The organism is Deinococcus sp. LM3, from assembly GCF_002017875.1.
In the GTDB taxonomy this organism is placed as follows: domain Bacteria; phylum Deinococcota; class Deinococci; order Deinococcales; family Deinococcaceae; genus Deinococcus.
On the sequence record NZ_MUFV01000001.1, the window covers coordinates 2146455 to 2163895 of the forward strand.

Annotated in this window: 16 protein-coding genes; 12 read left to right on the forward strand and 4 right to left on the reverse strand. The window is 71.6% G+C overall.

Going from position 1 to position 17441, the window contains the following annotated elements:
• Positions 1 to 133 precede the first annotated feature (133 nt).
• From BXU09_RS21190 to BXU09_RS10145, 3 genes are all read left to right on the forward strand, one after another.
• Complete coding sequence (locus BXU09_RS21190) at positions 134 to 712, forward strand: 3D domain-containing protein (protein ID WP_099747826.1); 579 nt, start codon at positions 134 to 136, stop codon at positions 710 to 712.
• A 130-nt stretch (positions 713 to 842) separates the two neighbouring features.
• Complete coding sequence (locus tag BXU09_RS10140; RefSeq protein ID WP_078302216.1) at positions 843 to 2051, forward strand: ABC transporter permease; 1209 nt, start codon at positions 843 to 845, stop codon at positions 2049 to 2051.
• Between the two features lie 97 nt (positions 2052 to 2148).
• Positions 2149 to 3174, forward strand: coding sequence for a DUF4384 domain-containing protein (locus tag BXU09_RS10145; protein ID WP_078302217.1), 1026 nt, complete (start codon positions 2149 to 2151; stop codon positions 3172 to 3174).
• Between the two features lie 181 nt (positions 3175 to 3355).
• Here the strand turns inward: BXU09_RS10145 and BXU09_RS10150 are convergent, their stop codons facing one another.
• Together BXU09_RS10150 and BXU09_RS10155 are read right to left on the reverse strand one after the other, a co-directional pair.
• Positions 3356 to 3931, reverse strand: a complete 576-nt coding sequence (locus BXU09_RS10150) for a CoA pyrophosphatase (RefSeq protein WP_055363106.1) — start codon at positions 3929 to 3931, stop codon at positions 3356 to 3358.
• A complete protein-coding gene (locus tag BXU09_RS10155; RefSeq protein ID WP_078302218.1) occupies positions 3928 to 4575 on the reverse strand; it encodes a MazG family protein in 648 nt (215 codons plus the stop codon). Before BXU09_RS10155 ends, BXU09_RS10150 begins: the two co-directional genes overlap by 4 nt.
• Positions 4576 to 4713: 138 nt before the next feature.
• Between BXU09_RS10155 and BXU09_RS10160 the strand changes: the two genes are divergently transcribed.
• The 9 genes from BXU09_RS10160 to BXU09_RS10200 all read left to right on the forward strand — a co-directional run bounded on the left by BXU09_RS10160 (position 4714) and on the right by BXU09_RS10200 (position 13302).
• A complete protein-coding gene (locus BXU09_RS10160) occupies positions 4714 to 5199 on the forward strand; it encodes a hypothetical protein (protein WP_240501161.1) in 486 nt (161 codons plus the stop codon).
• A 249-nt stretch (positions 5200 to 5448) separates the two neighbouring features.
• The gene (locus BXU09_RS10165; protein ID WP_144012065.1) at positions 5449 to 5721 is read left to right on the forward strand and encodes a hypothetical protein; all 273 of its coding nucleotides are present in this window, start codon (positions 5449 to 5451) and stop codon (positions 5719 to 5721) included.
• A gap of 75 nt (positions 5722 to 5796) precedes the next feature.
• Positions 5797 to 6525: an SDR family oxidoreductase gene (locus BXU09_RS10170; RefSeq protein WP_078302221.1), complete on the forward strand. Its 729-nt coding sequence runs from the start codon at positions 5797 to 5799 to the stop codon at positions 6523 to 6525.
• Between the two features lie 101 nt (positions 6526 to 6626).
• Positions 6627 to 7049, forward strand: coding sequence for an SsrA-binding protein SmpB (gene smpB, locus BXU09_RS10175; protein WP_055363100.1), 423 nt, complete (start codon positions 6627 to 6629; stop codon positions 7047 to 7049).
• Positions 7046 to 8422 carry an N-acetylmuramoyl-L-alanine amidase gene (locus BXU09_RS10180; protein WP_078302223.1) on the forward strand — a complete coding sequence of 459 codons (1377 nt, stop codon included), beginning with the start codon at positions 7046 to 7048 and terminating at the stop codon, positions 8420 to 8422. Before smpB ends, BXU09_RS10180 begins: the two co-directional genes overlap by 4 nt.
• Before the next feature lie 5 nt (positions 8423 to 8427).
• A complete protein-coding gene (locus tag BXU09_RS10185; RefSeq protein ID WP_078304934.1) occupies positions 8428 to 8970 on the forward strand; it encodes a GerMN domain-containing protein in 543 nt (180 codons plus the stop codon).
• Between the two features lie 83 nt (positions 8971 to 9053).
• Positions 9054 to 12371 (forward strand): chromosome segregation SMC family protein, encoded by a 3318-nt coding sequence (locus tag BXU09_RS10190; RefSeq protein ID WP_078302224.1) that lies wholly within the window; start codon positions 9054 to 9056, stop codon positions 12369 to 12371.
• Between the two features lie 63 nt (positions 12372 to 12434).
• Positions 12435 to 12785 (forward strand): hypothetical protein, encoded by a 351-nt coding sequence (locus tag BXU09_RS10195; RefSeq protein WP_078302226.1) that lies wholly within the window; start codon positions 12435 to 12437, stop codon positions 12783 to 12785.
• Positions 12786 to 12900: 115 nt separating this feature from the next.
• Complete coding sequence (locus tag BXU09_RS10200; RefSeq protein ID WP_144012066.1) at positions 12901 to 13302, forward strand: hypothetical protein; 402 nt, start codon at positions 12901 to 12903, stop codon at positions 13300 to 13302.
• Positions 13303 to 13360: 58 nt separating this feature from the next.
• Here BXU09_RS10200 and BXU09_RS10205 read toward each other — a convergent pair whose 3' ends face one another.
• Together BXU09_RS10205 and BXU09_RS10210 are read right to left on the reverse strand one after the other, a co-directional pair.
• Entirely contained in the window at positions 13361 to 14815 is a 1455-nt protein-coding gene (locus tag BXU09_RS10205) for an alpha-amylase family glycosyl hydrolase (RefSeq protein WP_078302229.1), read from the reverse strand.
• A 130-nt stretch (positions 14816 to 14945) separates the two neighbouring features.
• Complete coding sequence (locus BXU09_RS10210; protein WP_078302231.1) at positions 14946 to 17438, reverse strand: phosphoenolpyruvate carboxylase; 2493 nt, start codon at positions 17436 to 17438, stop codon at positions 14946 to 14948.
• Positions 17439 to 17441: the final 3 nt, after the last annotated feature.

Genomic DNA, 17441 nt, shown 5'->3' on the forward strand with positions numbered 1-17441 from the left:
AGCTGCCATCTGAGCCCCGTACGCTCATTCTCGAGGTCGGGAAAGCCTTCATGCTGGCACCCGCACTTGAATCCACACCCAGAAAAACGCCGGATGCTGCCGGGCTCACCGCCCCGCCTCCGCAGGAGACCCCATGCTTCAACCCCTGATCCGCTGGACCCGCGCCGTCCTGTTCAGCCTCGCCGGAGTGGCCTCCGCCGCCACCCCCGCGCTGCCCGCCAGTACCGTCGCCACCAACGCCGTCCGTGACGCCCTGAGCACCGCCCCCACTGCCACGCCCGCCGCCACCCAGGCCCAGAGCGCCGCTCAGGTCCGCGCCGAGGCCGTCGCCCGCGCCGACACCAGCAGCGCCAGCAGCGACACCGTCGCGCTCACGCCCATCCGCGGCAAGACCGCCATCGCCCGCTCGACCGCCTACAACAGCGTCCCCGGACAGACCGACTCCACGCCGTTCATCACGGCCACCGGCACCCGCACCCGCCCCGGCGTGGTCGCCCTGTCCCGCGACCTGCTGCGCACCTTCCCCTACGGCACCAAGGTCATGATCGAGGACCTGAGCGGCAAATACACCAACATGCTCAAGGGCCGCGTCTTCATCGTCGAGGACACCATGGCCGCCCGCAAGACCAACTCGGTCGACATCTGGATGGCCACCCGCAGCGAGGCCCTGAACTGGGGCGCCCGTCAGATCCGCATCACCGCCGTCCGCTGACCCGCTGACCCAGTACCTCCCCAGCCGGGCCCCCTCCACGTGAGCGGGGCCCGGTTTCCTGTGCCCCCGGTTTCCTGTGCCGGGGTGCAGGCCCGGAGCCAGCCGGGCACTCTGGTATCCTCCGCCTTGCATGACTTCAGCCCCGGCCACCCCACCCGAGCGCGGCCACGCCGCTCCCGACCGCTCGCTGGCGTGGTCCCTGGCCCGCGCCCACCTGCGCCGCCGCCGCACCCAGAACGTCCTGACCATCCTCGGCATCGCCGTGGGCGTCATGGCCCTGATCGCCGCGCTGAGCCTCACCAACGGCTTTACCCGCGCGCTCGTGAACGCCACCCTGCGCGCCAGCCCGCACCTGAGCGTCACGTCCTTCAACCCGGGCGGCCCCGACCGGGAACTCGAGAGCGCCGCCAGCGCCGACCCGCGCGTCCTGGCCTTCACGCCCTTCCTGGCCGACAAGGGCCTGCTGACCCGGCCCGCCACCCAGGGCCGCGCCGCCGGCGTGGACTTCGCCACGCTGTTTGGCGTGACCGGACAGGCCGCCCGCGTACTCGACCTGCCCGTCGCCGAAAGTGCCGCCCTGGCCTCCCTGAAAGACGGCGAGGTGATTCTCGGCTCGGCCCTGGCCCGCAGTGTCGGGGCCTTCACCGGCGACGAGGTCCGCCTGCTGAACTCCACGCAGCGCCGCACCAGCCTGACCGTCCGGGGCGTATTCACCACCGGCAACTACCTGATCGACTCCGCGTACGCCTTCACGAACCTGCCCACCCTGCAGACCCTGCAGGGCACCACCAACATCACCGGCTACCAGCTGCGCCTGCACGACCCGGACCTCGCGCCGGCCGTCGGGGAGGCGCTGACCCGCACCCGCCCGTACTCGCCGCTGCCCTGGCAGAGCCTGTACGGCACCCTGCTCGATCAGCTGGCGCTGCAGAAGAAAGTGATCGGCTTCGTGGTCCTGCTGATCGTGGTCGTCGCGGCCTTCGGGATCGCGAACGTCCTGACGCTGGCCGTCTTCGAGAAGACCCAGGAAATCGCCATCCTGCGCGCCATCGGCGCCACCCGCCGCCTGATCACGCAGGTGTTCCTGCTCGAGGGCCTCGCGCTGGGCCTGGGCGGCCTGCTGCTGGGCAACGTGCTGGGCCTGGGCATCAGCGCGTACTTCACGGTGCGGCCCTTCACGCTGCCCGGCGACCTGTACTTCATCACCAGCCTGCCGGTCGAGGTGCGCGTCAGCGACCTGCTCGGCGTGAACGCCATCGGCCTGCTCACCACCCTGCTGGCCGCGCTGATCCCCGCCCGGCGCGCCGCCAGCATCGAACCGGCCCGCATCATCCGCTGAGCGCGGGCCGCGCTGTCTGATCGTCAGCTGAACCCCTATAAATGTTTCACGGCGCCCCACTCATGGTCCGTCATGTGACGGCGCTTACGCTGAACCCATGAAAAAGTTCCTGATGATCCCCGCCGCCCTGCTGCTCAGCACCGCCGCCGCCGCACCGAAAATCAGCGCCCAGAGCATCATCGTGAACCCCACCACGCCCGACCTGAACGTCAGCGTCCGCGTGGACCGCGACACCACGGGCAACCAGAACCCCGCCTACCGCGTGGACGACAAGATCAGCATCAGCGCCACCGTCAACCGCGACGCGTACGTGTACCTGTTCAACGTCAACCCCGACGGCAGCGTCGACCAGATCCTCCCCAACCGCCTGAGCGACAGCAACTTCGTGAAGGCCGGCACCACCAAGAGCTTCCCCGCACCGGGCGACAACTTCACGTACACCGTCGCCGGCCCCGTCGGCCAGAACAAGGTCCTGGCGCTCGCCAGCCTCACCCCGCTGGACCTCGACCAGATCAGCTCCTTCAAGACCGCCCAGGACCAGTTCGCCACCGTGACCGCCAAGAACCAGAACGGACTGGCGCAGGCGCTGAGCATCGTCGTCACGCCCCTGCCGCAGAACAGCTGGGTCAGCGACACCGCCTTCTACACCGTCGCCGCGCGCAACCCGGTCAGCACCGGCAGCCTGTTCGTCGGCACGAACGTCGCCAACGCCAGCGTCATCATGAACGGCCGCACCCTCGGCGCCGCGAACGTCACGTACAGCGGCCTGCGCGCCGGCACGTACCCGGTGCGCGTCAAGGCCCCCGGCTACCGTGACTACACCACCACCATCACCGTCCGCGCCGGCAGCACCACCAACCTGAACGTGGAATTCGCCCAGGCCGTCACGCCCGCCCCCGCCCCCGTCGCCAACCGCTTCACCGTCACCATCCGCACCAGCGTGAACGGCGCCCGCGTGTTCGTGGACGGCCAGGAAGCCGGTACCGTCAGCGGCGGCCTGCTGAACCTGCAACTGACGCGCGGCACCCATGAGATCCTGATGGTCGCTCCCGGCTACCGCACCTTCAGCAACACCTACAACATCACCCAGGGTGGCCAGATCACCATCACCCCCACCCGCTGATCCGCGCTCCCCTCTGAACAGAGAGCCCTGTCTGATGACAGAGTCCTGACGGCCCCCGCCCACCGATACCCGGTGGGTGGGGGCCGCCACCTGTCGTTCATGTGCGTGGGTTGTTCGCTCTGGCGGGGCTTCACCCACGGCTTTCACGCCGCATTCCGTGCCACCGCTGTGAGGGCTGCGCTCAGCCGGGTCCGTCGGTCAGCAGGTCGTGCAGGACCCGCGCCGTCATGCCCCAGATGTCGTGGCCCTGCCAGGGGTAGCGGTACAGCGGCACCCGCTGACCGTCCGGCAGGGTCCGGACCTCCCGCGTCACGGGCAGGTCGCGCAGGTCCGCCAGGGACGGCAGCAGCAGCTGCGCCACCTCACCGCCCAGGGTCAGGGTCGGTTCGGCCGGAATGCGCGCCAGGACCGGCGTGACGTGAAAACCGACCGGGGTGAACACGTCGTCCAGTTCACCCAGCACCGTCACCTGCGCGGGCTCCAGGCCCACCTCCTCCCAGGCCTCACGCACGGCGGCCTGCGTGGGCGTCTCGCCGGGTTCCAGACTGCCGCCGGGAAAACTGATCTGCCCCTGGTGGGTGGGCAGGTCCGCCGAACGCACCGTGAGCAGCACGCGCGGGTCCACCTCGCGGGTCAGGGCGACCAGCACGGCCGCGCGGCGGTAGGTGGGCAGGTGCAGGCTGCGCCGCCCCCGCTCGCCCACCCACAGCGCCCAGGGGTCCGCCAGCGCGCGGTCCAGCGGGTCGGCGCCGCTCAAGCGTCCGGCCCCTGGTCAGGCAGGGCGCGCAGCGTGCCCAGCGAACGGTCCCGCAACGCCAGTTCCGGGTCCACGCCCACGCTGCGGGCCCAGGTGACCACGGCGGCCAGCACGTCGGCCACGCCCGCCGGGGTGTCCGGGGCTGCGGCGACCACCTGCGCGACCGCCGCGCGCCCCTGCGGCGCCGCGACTTTCGGAACGCCCGCCAGTTTCTGCGTTTTCGCCTCGCGGGCCAGGGCGCCCAGACCGGCCGGGACGCGGTCCTCGGCGCGGCGCGGCCGGCCCCCGCGTTCCTGCGCCTTGATCTCCTGCCAGTTTCTCATGACGTCCGCGCTGTCCTGAACGCTCACCTCACCGAACACATGCGGGTGCCGGCGCACCAGTTTCTCCACGATGCCCCGCTCGACCGCCGCGTAGTCGAAGGTGCCGGCCTCCTCGGCAATCACGCTGTGAAACGCCACCTGAAGCAGCACGTCGCCCAGCTCGTCACTCAGGGCGGCCGGGTCGCCGCTGCCCGCCGCGTCGGCCGCCTCGGCCGCCTCTTCCAGCAGGTAGGGGCGCAGGGAGTCGTGGGTCTGCTCCTGATCCCAGGGGCAGCCGTCCGGGGCGCGCAGGCGGCGCATGATCGTCAGCAGGTCCTGCATACCGTCACTGTAGCGCCCACGCCTGCGGGTCCGTCCGTGCGTCCGTGCGTCCGGCCACATGAGGCCCGGCGGGGTCGGGGAGGCCGCCCCTCACGTTCACTTCACGCCGCGTCAGGTGGAGTGTGGTGCACTGCTGCCATGACTATCACCCCGACCATCACCTCCCCCCGCATCCTCCTGCCCGCCGCTCTGCTTCTCGCGGCCGGCCTGCAGGTGGGCGGCGCGCAGAGCGTGCCGGTCAACTGGGGCAGCTCGCTGTCGTCGGCCACCTACGTGATCCTGGACCCCCAGATTCAGGGCAACCCGAACGCCGTGAGCGCCCAGCAGCGTCAGGGTGTGCTGGAAGCCATGAAGCGCGACTCGGCCGGAGCGATCAAGCGCCGCTACCCGAAGGCGGTGATCGCCACCGATCCCGCCACGCCCGGCGCGGTGCAGGTCCGGCCCGTGCTGGTCACGCCGTCCGTGCTGGCCCCCTGGAACAAACTGACCGCGCAGCTGGAGTTCCGCATGCCGGCCGGGAACAACGTGATCCTCAAGCAGGATTTTGGCGTACTGACCCTCTGGCAGAAGCAGTCCGAGGCGGCCAACTACATGTACGACGTGCTGGCCCAGCGCCTGCCCTGAACGTCCCTGCCACCTGAAGGGCTGCCTCGTCCGGGTCGCCCTGTTGGGCCGCGCCTGCCCGTCTGGAACGGGCGGGCGTTTTGCTGTACGCTGGCCGCAGAGCCTCTCATTTGACCGCCGGGTCACAGAGCGGGGGAGGCCGGAGCGGGCCGCCCACCGCCCCGGCCGCACCGACACCCACGGCAACGATCCATGACACGCGACTGAACGACCGGGCGCACTGTGCAGGATGTGGAGGTGAAGGCCAGGATGAACCGAAAAGAATATCTGACCCGTTGCGTACTGATCAGCGTCCGACGCCGACTGGGCCGCGTGGTCCTCAGCGGTCTGCTGCTGGGAGCCGTGATCGCCGCGCTCGGCCTGCCGGTCGTGCTGGCCGCCGCCGGACTGCTGCTGGGCATGGTCACGGCGGCCGCCTGGATCGCCGCGCAGTCCTGGCGGCGGCACGCCGACGACGTGCTGCCGGGCCCCGTCATGCTGCCCGACACGGTCACGCTGGGCGACACCGCCCATCCGTCCTGATCCACGCCCTGAGAGAACCTTCATTCGGAAGCTCGCTCACAGGGTGGCCCCGCGGGGGCGTGTTAACGTCCGGACATGACGGATTCCAGTAATTCCACAAGCAGCACGAAGAAAAGCGCCTTCATCACCGGCGCCAGCAAGGGCATCGGCCTGTCGGTCGCGCGCGCCCTGATCGCCGACGGGTACGCCGTGACCATCACCAGCCGCAACGCCGCCGAGATCGCGCAGGTCGCCACCGAGCTGGGCGCGGGCGCGCGTGGTGTGGCCTGCGACGTGAAGGACCCGGCCGCCGTGCAGGCCGAGGTGGACGCCCACGTGCAGGCCTTCGGGGGGCTGGACGTGCTGTTCGTGAACGCGGGTGTGGGGCACTTCGGGAACATCGCGGACCTGAGCATCCAGGAGTGGCAGGACGTGATCGACACCAACCTCAGCGGCGCGTTCTACACCGTCAAGGCCGCCATTCCGGCCCTGTCGCAGCGCGGCGGGTACATCTTCACGCTGTCCAGCCTCGCCGGGAAGAACCCCCTGCCGGGCGGCGGCGCCTACAACGCCAGCAAGTTCGGCCTGAACGGCCTGTCGGAAGTGATGAACCTCGACCTGCGCGACCGGGGCATCAAGGTCACGCAGATCATGCCCGGCAGTGTCGCCACGCACTTCGCCGGGCACACCCCGGACGCCGAGAAGGACGCCTGGAAGATCCAGCCCGAGGACCTCGCGCAGCTGACCGTGGACCTGCTGCACATGCCGGAACGCACCCTGCCCAGCCGCGTCGAGGTGCGCCCCAGCCGACCCCCGAAGAAGTAAATGGGTGACGGTTGATGGTTGATGGACAGGGGAGAGCCCGGTCCATCAACCATCACCTTTTGACCATCAACAGCTTTTCCCCGTGCTGCTAGAATGCGCGGGTGTACACGAACCGCCGCGCTCATTACGAGTACGAACTACTGGAGCGCTTCGAGGCAGGCATCAGCCTGACCGGCAGTGAAGTCAAGAGCATCCGTGCCGGTGGCGTGGATTTCCGCGACGCGTTCGCGCGGCTGAGCGGCGGGAACGTGGACCTGGAAGGCCTGTACATCCCCACGTACAAGGAAGCGACCTACAACAACCACGAGCCGCGCCGCACCCGCCGCCTGCTGCTGAACCGCGAGGAGATCAGCAAGATGAAACGCGGCCTGGAACAGAAGGGCCTGACGCTGGTGCCCACCCGCCTGTACCAGAAGGGCCGGTACTTCAAGGTGGAACTGGCTCTGGCGCGCGGCAAGAAGCTGCACGACAAACGCCGCGCCGAGGCCGACAAGACCGTGCGCCGGGAGCTGCGCGAACTGTGAAGGCCGGCACCCGCACCCGCGCCGCCTGGACGGTCCTGGCCGGCAGCCTGCTGCTGGTGGGGCTGGCCGGCGCGCAGATCGCCTTCAGCCGCCTGAACCTGGCGGGCAAGCAGGTGGAGAGCATCCAGCTGTACGGCGCGGAGTACGCCAGCCAGTCGGCGCTGAGCGGCCTGCTGACCGTCGCGCGGGACGGCGGACTGGTGCGCGTGACCGGCCTGGGACACACGCTGCTGCTGCCCATCGACGAGGACCAGCAGCGGGCCACGACCAACTTCAACACCGTGCAGCTCGACACGCGCCGCCTGAACGCCCGCGCCGCGACCCTGGTGAACGGCAACCTGTACCTGCCGCTGGACACCCTGGCCAGCGGACTGGGCGCGCAGTACCAGAAGGGTGACTTCCGGGTGCCGGCCCCGGCCCTGCTGTCGGTCAGCAGCCGCGCCGGAAGTGACAGTGACCGCCTGGTGCTGGACCTGAGCCGCGATGTGGAGATCATCGACGAGCAGCGCGGCGACCGCGTGGTCATCACGTTGCGCGGCCTGAGCGGCGACGCCCGCCGCTACACCACCCGCGGCGCGTTCGTGGCGAGCGCCGAGGTGACCCGCACGGGCAGCGACCTGACCCTGACGATCCCCGTGAACGCCAGCAGCGGTTACCGGGTGTTCAAGGTCGTGCGGCCCGGCAGCGTGCGCGTCGTCGTGGACGCCGGCCCCGGTGTGTCTCGCCGCAGCCCCCAGCTGCTGGAGCGCGTGACTCGCCCGCTGATCGTGCTGGACCCCATGAAGGTCAGCGGGGTGGGCCGCGACGTGACGCTGGAAGTCGCGCGCCGCTCGGCGGAGCTGCTCAGCAAGGCCGGGTGGCAGGTGCGGGTCACGCGGGACAGCGCGGCCGCCCTGCCCCGCGAGCAGGCGCTGCAACTGACCCGCCAGAGCGACGTGTACCTGGGCCTGGACCTGGGCCGCTTCCCCGGCTCGCCGCGCGGCGGCGTGACCGTGTACGAGCAGACGGGCCGCTCGGCCACGCAGATCGTGAACGCCCTGCGGACCGGCACGGCCGCCCCCTACGGCGGGCTGGTCGTGGCCGGCACCGGCAGCACCCGCCGCCTGAGCGAACTGCTGCGCGGGGAACTCAAGGGGGGCGGCGTGACGGCCCGGCAGGAGACGACCTCGCGCCTGCTGACGCTCGGCGAGGCCCCGCAGGCGGCGCTGCTGCTGGAACTCGGCTGGAGCAGCAACGCCAAGGACCTCGCGAACCTGACCGTCGACGACCGCCTGCAGGTCATGGCCGTCGCCGTGGCCCGCTCGGTCGCCACGTACCTGACCGCCCGCGCGAACAACAACGCCAACATCTCGGCGCAGGGAGCGGCCCAGTGAACGTCCTGCGCCGCCTGATGTCGCTGTTCAACGTCGTCTCGGCGGCGCTGCTGGCCGCGGCATTCCTGGCCCTGCAGGCGGTGCAGAAACCCCCGGAGGCGCCCACGCCGCCGCAGCTGCAACTGGCGGAACGCACCGCCGTGAAGGTCAAGGTGTACTTCACGGACGCGCAGGTGCAGACCCTGAAACCCGAAACGCGGACCCTGCAGGTCACGCAGACGAACGCCCGCGTGGTCGCGCAGGCCGCGCTGAACGTCTGGGCGCAGGGTCCCTTCGACCGGGCGCTGCTGGGTGTGGTGCCCGCGAAGACCGCCGCGCCGAAGGTGTACCTGCGCGGGCAGCATTTCTTCGTGGATCTGCCGGCCTCGTACGAGAACCTGCGCTACGGCAGCAGCGGCGAACGCATGCTGGCCTGCACCATCACCCGCACGCTGCTGGAGGAACGCGGTCAGGACGTCACGTTCCTGCTGGCCGGGCAGAACGTGGACAGCCTGGGCCACATCGACCTGCGCGAGCCGTTCACGCGGCAGGACTGCGCCGACCAGTGACCCGCGCCGCCCGTCCCGTCACCCCCAGAGGTGCGGCCTGAGCCTCGGCCCCCGCCCGAGTGCCTCCGCGCCGGTTCCCGACTATGCTTCAGAGCGTCACCCTTCAGGGGTTCAAATCCTTCGCTGACCGCACCCGCCTGGACTTCGGTCCCGGCGTGAGCGCCGTCATCGGCCCGAACGGCAGCGGCAAGAGCAACGTGGTCGAGGCGATCCGCTGGGCCACCCATCAGGCCCGCGCGCGTGAACTGCGGGCGGCGCGCGCCCAGGAACTGATCTTCCACGGCAGCGGCGGCAAGGCCCCGCTGGGACTGGCGGAAGTGCAGCTGGAACTCCGCACGCCCGGCGGGGAACGCGTGAACCTCGCGCGGCGCATCTACCGCGACGGCACGGCCGAACAGGACCTGAACGGCCGCCCCGCCCGCGTGCGTGACGTTCACGGGGCGTTGCGCGGCACCGGCCTGGGACCGGGCGGACTGGCCGTGATCGGGCAGGGCGAGGTCAGCGGCGTCGTGCAGGCCGAAGGGAAGACCCTGCTGGGCTACGTGCAGGAGGCCGCCGGACTGTCCCGCGCCGTCACCGCCCGCCAGGACACCGAGGCGCGGCTGCGCGAGGCCGACACCCATCTGGACGCGCTGCGGCTGGTGCTGCAGGAACGCGCCGCGACCCTGGCCCGCCTGGAACGGGCCGCGCAGGACGCCCGCCGCTGGCACGACCTGACCCTGCGCACCCTGACCCTCCAGGACGCCCTGAAACGCGAGCGGCAGGCCGCGCTGGCCCGCGAGATCGCCGCCGCCCGCGCCGAGGCCGCCGAACTGGAGGCCCGCAGCGCCGCGCTGGGCGGCGAGGTGCAGGCCGCCGCCGCCGCCGTCGAGGCCGCCCGCGAGGCCGCGCAGGCCGCCCGCGCCCGCCGCGACGCGCACGCCGGAGCGCTGGAGACCCTGCGGGCCGCCCGCGCCGCGCACGAACAGGCCGCCCGTTACCGCGACCACCTGGACCGCGAGCAGGCCAGCCTGAACGCCGAACTGGCCGCGCTGCCCACCCGCATGCCCGACCAGCCCGCCCCGGACCTGGGCGCGCTGGACGCCGCGCTGCACGCCGCCCGCGAGGCCGCCACCGCCGCCGAGGCCCGCGCCCGCCGCCTGGACGCCGACCTGACCCGCGCCCGCACCCTGGTCGCCCGCGCCGCCGAGGCGCACGCCCGCCAGGACGCCAGCCGCGAGACGCTGCGCGCCGAACTGGACCGCGCGCAGGGCAACCTGGAAGTCACGCTGGAGAACCTCGCGGCGGCCCGCGAACGCCTGGAGGCCGCCCGCACCGCCCACGCGCACGCCGCGCAGGGGTACGCCGCGCTGCACACCGAGCGTGAGGCCGCCACGGCGCACGAACGGTACCTGAACGCCGAACTGGCCCGCGTGAACGCCAGCGTCGCCCCGCTGCGCCGCGAACGCGAACGCCTGGAAGCGGCCCTGAACTCCTACGCCCGCTACGGCGAGGGCGCCCGCAACGCCCTGCGCCTCGACCATCCGGGCATCGTGGGATCGGTCGCGGACCTGCTGACCGTCCCCGCCGAGTACGAGGTCGCGGTGGGCGCCGCCCTGGGCCGCCGCCTGGAACAGGTCGTCGTGAACCGGGCGGACGACGCCCGCGAGATCATCGACGAACTGAAACGCACGGGCGGCCGCGCCACCTTCCTGCCGCTGGACCTGATCCGCGCCCGCCCCCGCCGCGACGCGGCCCTGCTGCGCGAGGACGGCGTGATCGGCAACCTCGCGGACCTGTGCCCCAGCGACCCGCCCCTGGTCGCCGAGAGCATCCTGGCCGACACGCTGATCGTGCGTGACCTGCGTGCCGCGAACCGCATCGCCCGCACGCACGCCAGCCGCCCGCGCCTCGTGACGCTGGACGGCGAACTCGTCGAACCCGGCGGGGCCATCACCGGCGGCCGCGCGCGCGATACCGGCAGCGGCGTTCTGGCCGACCAGCGCAGATTCCAGGAACTCGACGCGGAACTGGAGGACGCAGGCCGCCAGGGCGCACGCCTGAACGCCGAACTGAAGAAGGTGCAGGCCACGCTGACCGGCAGCGACGAACGCCACGCCACGCTGCGCCGCGCGCTGGACGACGCCGCCCGCGAGGAGCAGGCCGCCGAGCGGCGCGTCACGGAACTCGCCGCGCAGGAACGCAGCTTGGAAGCCAACCGCGACCGCCTCGCCGCACGCCTCGGCCCGGACGCCGACCCCGCCCCCGCTGATCTGCCGCCCCCCGGCGCGCCCCTGCCGGACCTGATCGCCCTGGAAGCCGACCTGCACACCGAACGCGCCGCCGCCGAGACGCAGCGCGCCGCCGAACGCGGGGCCGCCGAGGCCCTCGCCCTGGCCCGCGAGACGGACGCCGCGTGGCGCGCCTACCGCACCGGCCGCGCCCGCGCCGGCGAACTCCGCGAGCGCCTGAACGCCAGCACGCAGGCCATCGCCGCGCAGGACGCCCACCTGCACGCCGCCGCCGCCGAGGTCGCCCGCCGCGAGGCTGCGCTCGGCACGCTCGACGAACATGAGGCCGCCCGCGCCGACTACGCCCGCGAACAGGCCGCGCAGACGTACAGCAACCTGATCGCCACGCAGAACCGCGCCCGCACCCGCCTGGAAGACCTGCGCGTGCTGATCGCCCGGCGCGAGGGCAGCCTGGAACCCATTCCCGACGGCTGCCTGCCGCCCGGCACGCCCCGCGAATGGACCGCCGAACTGAACGCCGCCCGCGCCGCGCTGGACGCCCTGGGACCCGTGAACGCCCGCGCCGAGGCCGACCTGCACGCCGAACAGGCCGCGCTGGATGCCCAGCAGGCCGAACTGAACGACGCCGACAGCGCCGCCGCCGAACTGCGCGCGCACCTGCACGACCTCGAAACCGCCGAGGGACTCGCCACCGCCGCCGCCTTCGACCGTGTGAACACCGCCTTCCGCGAGTACAGCGCCGAACTGCTCGGCGGGACCGGCGAACTGGAACGCGAACTCGACGACCAGGGCCGCCTGCGCGGCCTGCGCCTCGCCGTGCAACCACGCGGGAAACGCACCCGCTCCATGACGCTGCTCTCGGCCGGGGAACGCACCATGGCGGGCCTGGGCTTCCTGTTCGCCCTGAACCACGCCGGCGGGGAGGGCAGTGCGGGTGGCCTCCCACTGGCCGTGCTGGACGAGGTGGACGCCCCGCTGGACGAGGCGAACATCCGCCGCTTCACCGCCTTCCTGAAACTGTTCAGCGAACGCGGCGCGCAGTTCCTGCTGGTCACGCACCAGAAGGCCACCATGGAGATCGCGCACGCCCTGTGGGGCGTCACCACCGACCAGACCGGCGCCAGTCGCGTCCTGAGCATCAAGCAGCCCGGCGAGGTCCGGGCCGGTTAAGCGGAGCCGTCAGCACGGGCAACTCTGCTGGAAAGCCCCCGTCAGGCCCGCTACAGTCACGGCATGAACCCAGCCCGTGCGCCCCAGTCCGTCCCGGCCCGCCTCGCCCAGATCGCGCTGTACGGCGTGGCGGCCGCCGCTGTGGCCGGGCTGCTGACCCTGATCGTCAGCGCCGTCCTGAACGGCGGGCTGACCCGCGCCGGGGCCGCCGACGCGCTCGGCTGGGGCGCGCTGATCCTGGGGTTCCTGTCCGGCGCGGTCGCGTACTCGCAGGCCGGTCAGGGCCGCATCGAGGGCGAGATGCGCGCCCGCCTGGGCGAAGGCTACAGCGCGCCGGGCCTGCCCTGGCCGCAGATCATGATCCCCCTGATCGGGGCGGGCGTCCTGTCGGCCATCGTGTTCACCCTGAACTGATCCGGATTCCGTCGGCTGCTCGTCTGCATCCGCCAGATGGGGGAGGGGTCGCCCCCGGCGGGCTGCGCCATTCGGGCAGTGGTGCGGGGGGCCGGCGCGTGCCATGCTGCGTGGCATGAACGACATGCTGACCAGCGTGGTGAACCCTTCGCCCCAGCAGGCGCTCCAGGCGTTCCTGACGCACTGGCAGGGTCAGGAGTACCGCGCCATGGCGCTGTTCATGCCCGCGCGGGTGTTTCCGGGTGGGCGGCGCAGCGTGCGGCAGGTGCGCCGCGCGTACCCCGGCAGCCTGCGTGAGTTCAGTATCCTCGCGGCGCGTGATACCGATCCGGCCGCCACGAACATCGACGTGCAGATGCTCTGGCGGCAGCGCGGCGGTCTGGAACTGGGGCGGGTGCGCTACCGCATGGTGTACGTGAACGAGCAAGACCAGCCCATCGCCCGTCACCACGAGGGCGGCGTGTGGAAGCCGTTCGCGACGTACGCCCTGCCCGTGCCCCGCCCCCTGCGGGCCTGACCGGACAGTGTGGCCGGGCGAGTCTGCGTGACTCGCCCGGCTGCCTGCTTCCTGCTCCCTACTCGACCCGGAAGGCGGCGGCGTCCCGCGCGGGGAGGCTCAGGTGCAGGTAGCCGCCGCTGACGCTGACGCGGGCGTCCTGCCCGGCGAACAGGGAGGGCGTGGCGGCCAGCGCCTTCCAATTCACGCCCAGCGAGGTGAGTTTCAGGGAGTACGTGCGGCGTTCGCGGCCGCCGTGCCACGCGGCCAGGACGGTCTGGCCGTTCAGCTGGCGGGTGAACAGCAGCAGGTCGCCGCTGAGGCGGTCGGGGGTTGGCAGCAGCGTCTGCGAGCCGCGACTCAGGGCGGGGCTGGCCTTGCGGGCGGCGATGGCGGCGCGGGTGGCCTCGAAGATCTCGCGTTCCTCGGGCGTCCACTGGTCCTCGAAGCGCATGTCGCGGCGGTTGTCGGGGTCGGGACCGCCGCGCATGGCGATCTCGGTGCCCTGCCAGACGACGGGCACGCCGCGCAGCGTCATCAGGGCGCGCAGGCCGTAGCGGGTGCGGGCGCGCCCCTCATCCTCGAACAGGCTGCCCTGCGCGAACCGGGGCACGTCGTGGTTATCCAGGAACAGCGCGACCTCGCCGGGACGCGGCAGCTCGCCCTGGCGTTCCAGCACGGCCCGCACCGCGCCGAGGCTCTGGCCGCCCATCACGCTGCGTTTCATGGCGTCCTGCAGACTGAACAGGAACAGACTGTCGAAGCCCGCCTTCTGCCAGTCGGCGACGGTGCCGGTGTCCGCGTCGAACCACTCGCCGAGCGTCCAGGTGCCCGCCTGCCGGTCGCGGTCCAGCAGGTTCCGCAGGAACGGCCCCTCGACGTGCTTGATGGCGTCGTACCGGAAGGCGTTCACGCCCTGCTCGCGCCAGAAGTCCGCATTGTCCAGCAGCAACTCGCTCACCTGCGGATTGCTCTGCCGCAGGTCCGGCAGGCCCGCCAGGGCGCAGTCCACGTCCTTGTCCCTGCTGGCGTCGCACTGGGCCTGGGTGTTGAACCACGCCGGGCGGAGCTTCACGGCGGCCGCCTCGTACCCGTAATGATTGATGACCTGATCGAGCACCACGCGCATCCCGGCGCCCTGCGCGCCATCCACGAACGCCCGGAAGTCCGCCAGCGTCCCGAAGTGCGGGTCCACCGCCCGGAAATCTGCGGGCCAGTACCCGTGGTACGGCGCGGTCCCGAACGAGTTCACGGTCTGCTGCGCGTACACGGGCGTCAGCCACACGGCAGTCGCGCCCAGCCGCTGGATGTACGGCAGTTTCTGCGTGAGGCCCGCGAGGTCCCCGCCGTGCCACGCGCGCGGATCGGCGCGGTTCACCCCGGCGTTGTTTCCGGCGTTCCCGTCGAAGAAGCGGTCCGGCATGACCTGATAGATCACCTGCCCCTCGAACGAGGACAGGGGAAGGGCCGTCTGCGCGCCCGACCCGCCCGCCAGGGAGGTCAGCAGCGCGCCCAGCAGGGCGAGGTGTCGCATGGCTGCATGGTATCGCTTCCAGCGATGGGGGAGATGGAGGATAGGTGATGGTTGATGGAGGATGTCTCCCCGGTCCCACGCACGGAGAAGGGGAGAGGTCGCCCCCTCCCCCACAACCCGCCACTCAGCTTCAGCCGGTGTTGCGCACGCCCGCCGCGATGCCCTGGATGCTCAGCAGCAGGGGACGCTCGAACTCGTCCAGGCCGCCCTCGGTGGCGCGGCTGCGGCGCAGCAGTTCCACCTGAATGCGGTGAATGGGATCGATGTACGGGTTACGCAGGCTGATGCTTTCCTTCAGGCGCGGTTCGTTCGCCAGCAGTTCCGCGCCGACGATGTCCTGCACGAGCGCCACCGTGTCCTGGTACTCCTGACGCAGCATCCGCGCCAGGCGGTGGTCGCCCTGGCCGTTTAGGCGCAGGTACTCGTCGAAAATCAGCGGGTCACTCTTGGCGAGACTCATCTGCGCGTTGTCCAGCACGGTCCGGAAGAACGGCCACGCGGCGTACATCTCACGGGCGCTTTCCACTCCGATCTCGTTCAGGCCGTCTTTCAGGCCGAACCAGCCGGGCAGGTTCGCGCGGTTCTGCGTCCAGCTCATCACCCAGGGAATGGCGCGCAGGTTCCCCAGGGTGGGCGCGCCGGGACGGCGCACCGGGCGCGAGGCGATGTTCAGCCGCGCGATCTCGTGAATGGGCGTGACCTGCTCGAAGAAAGGCAGGAAATCCTCACTGTCCACCAGCTCCCGGTACGCCTGGGCGCTGCGACGCGCGGCGCGGGCCATGGCGTCCGTCCACTCCTCCGGCAGCGGCGCGGCCGGGCGCGCGGCGGACATCAGCAGGCCGTACAGCGCCTGTTCCAGGTTCCGGCGGGCCAGGACCGGGTGGCTGTACTTGTCGGCCAGCGCCTCGCCCTGCTCGGTGATGCGCAGGCCCGCGTCGATGGTCCCGGCCGGCTGGCCCAGGATGGCGCGGCTGGCCGGGCCGCCCCCGCGCCCGATGCTGGTGCCGCGCCCGTGGAAGAACCGCCAGCGCACGCCCGCGCGGCGGCACACGTCACTGATGTTCCGCTGCGCCTCGTGCAGCGCCCAGTTCGCCGCGAGGAACCCGGCGTCCTTGTTGCTGTCGCTGTAGCCCAGCATGATCTCCTGCACGCTGTCCCCCAGCACCGCGCGGTACTCGGGCAGCGACAGCAGTTCCCACACGACCTGCGGCGCGCGGGTCAGGTCGTCCAGCGTCTCGAACAGCGGCACCGGCAGGATCGCCAGCCCCACCTCCCGCGCCAGCAGCAGCGGCTCGAGCACGTCACTGACCGACTCGGCCATGCTGATCACGTACCGCCCGAAGGCGCGCGGCCCGGCCAGCGCCACGGCGCTCTGCACCTCGCGCAGCGGCCCGATCGCCGTTTCCAGCGTGTCGGTGAGGGCCGCTCCGGCCGGCCACAGCGGGCGGCGCGACCGCAGCTCACGGGTCAGCAGTTCCAGACGGGCGTGCTCGGGCAGGCCCAGGTAATCGGCCTCCACGCCCGCCGCGCGCAGCAGTTCCTCGACGGCCGCGCCGGTCTGCCCGCTGTGCTCACGGACATCCAGGCTCACCAGATGCTGCCCGAACACCCGCGCGACCGTCAGCAGCGGCGAGAGCAGCTGCTCGGCGGTGCGGCGCTGCCCGTCTGCGACCAGCCGCGCCGACAGCGCCTCCAGGCGCGGCACGAGGTCCACGCGCTCCCCGTCCCGCACGGCGTTGTGCAGCGCCTGCAGTTCCGCGCGGTACGTCTCCTGCCCGCCCCGCTCCTGGCTGAGATCCGCGAACGCCGCGCGGATGCCGCCCAGCAGCACCTCACGCGCCCGCTCACGGTGCAGGGTCAGCGCCTCACGGGTCGCGTCCGGCGTCACGAACGGGTTGCCGTCCCGGTCCCCGCCCATCCAGGACGAGAAACTCAGCGGCAACGTGGCGTCCGTATCCCGCCCGAACGCCGCCTGGAACGCTCCGCGCAGGTCCCGCTGCAATTCCGGCAGCGCCCGCGCGATGTTCGTGATGTAGTTCAGGCCACCCTTGACCTCGTCCAGCACGGTCGGTTTCAGCCGCCGCAACTCCGGCGTGCTCCACATGGCCTCCACGTGCGCCGCGATCCGCGCCGCCTGCGGGCCGTCCACGCCGCCCGTACTCAGGTCCGGAATCGCCTGCGCCACCTGCACCAGATGGTTGCGGATCGTGCGGCGGCGCATCTCGGTCGGGTGCGCCGTGAACGTCAGGCCCAGATCCAGCCGCGCCAGGAGAGATTCGACCTCATCGGCACTCAGGCCCTGCGCCTTGAGGTCCAGCAGCGCCTGCTCCAGACTCTGCGGGCGCACGCCCGTCGCGCCCTGCAGGACCCGCACCCGCTCGTACTCCTCGGCCAGGTTCACCAGCTGGAAGTACCACGTGAACGCCCGCGCCAGATTCCCCGCGTCCTCACCGGACAGGCCCGCGAGCATCGCCTGCAACTCCCGGTCGTCACCGCCGGCCCGGACCTCGCGGACCAGCGCCCGCGTCCGCTCGACCAGATCAAAGAACGCCTCGCCTTCCTGTTCCTTCAGAACCTGACCGAGCGTGCGGCCCAGCAGGTTCACGTCACTTCGAATGCTCATCGG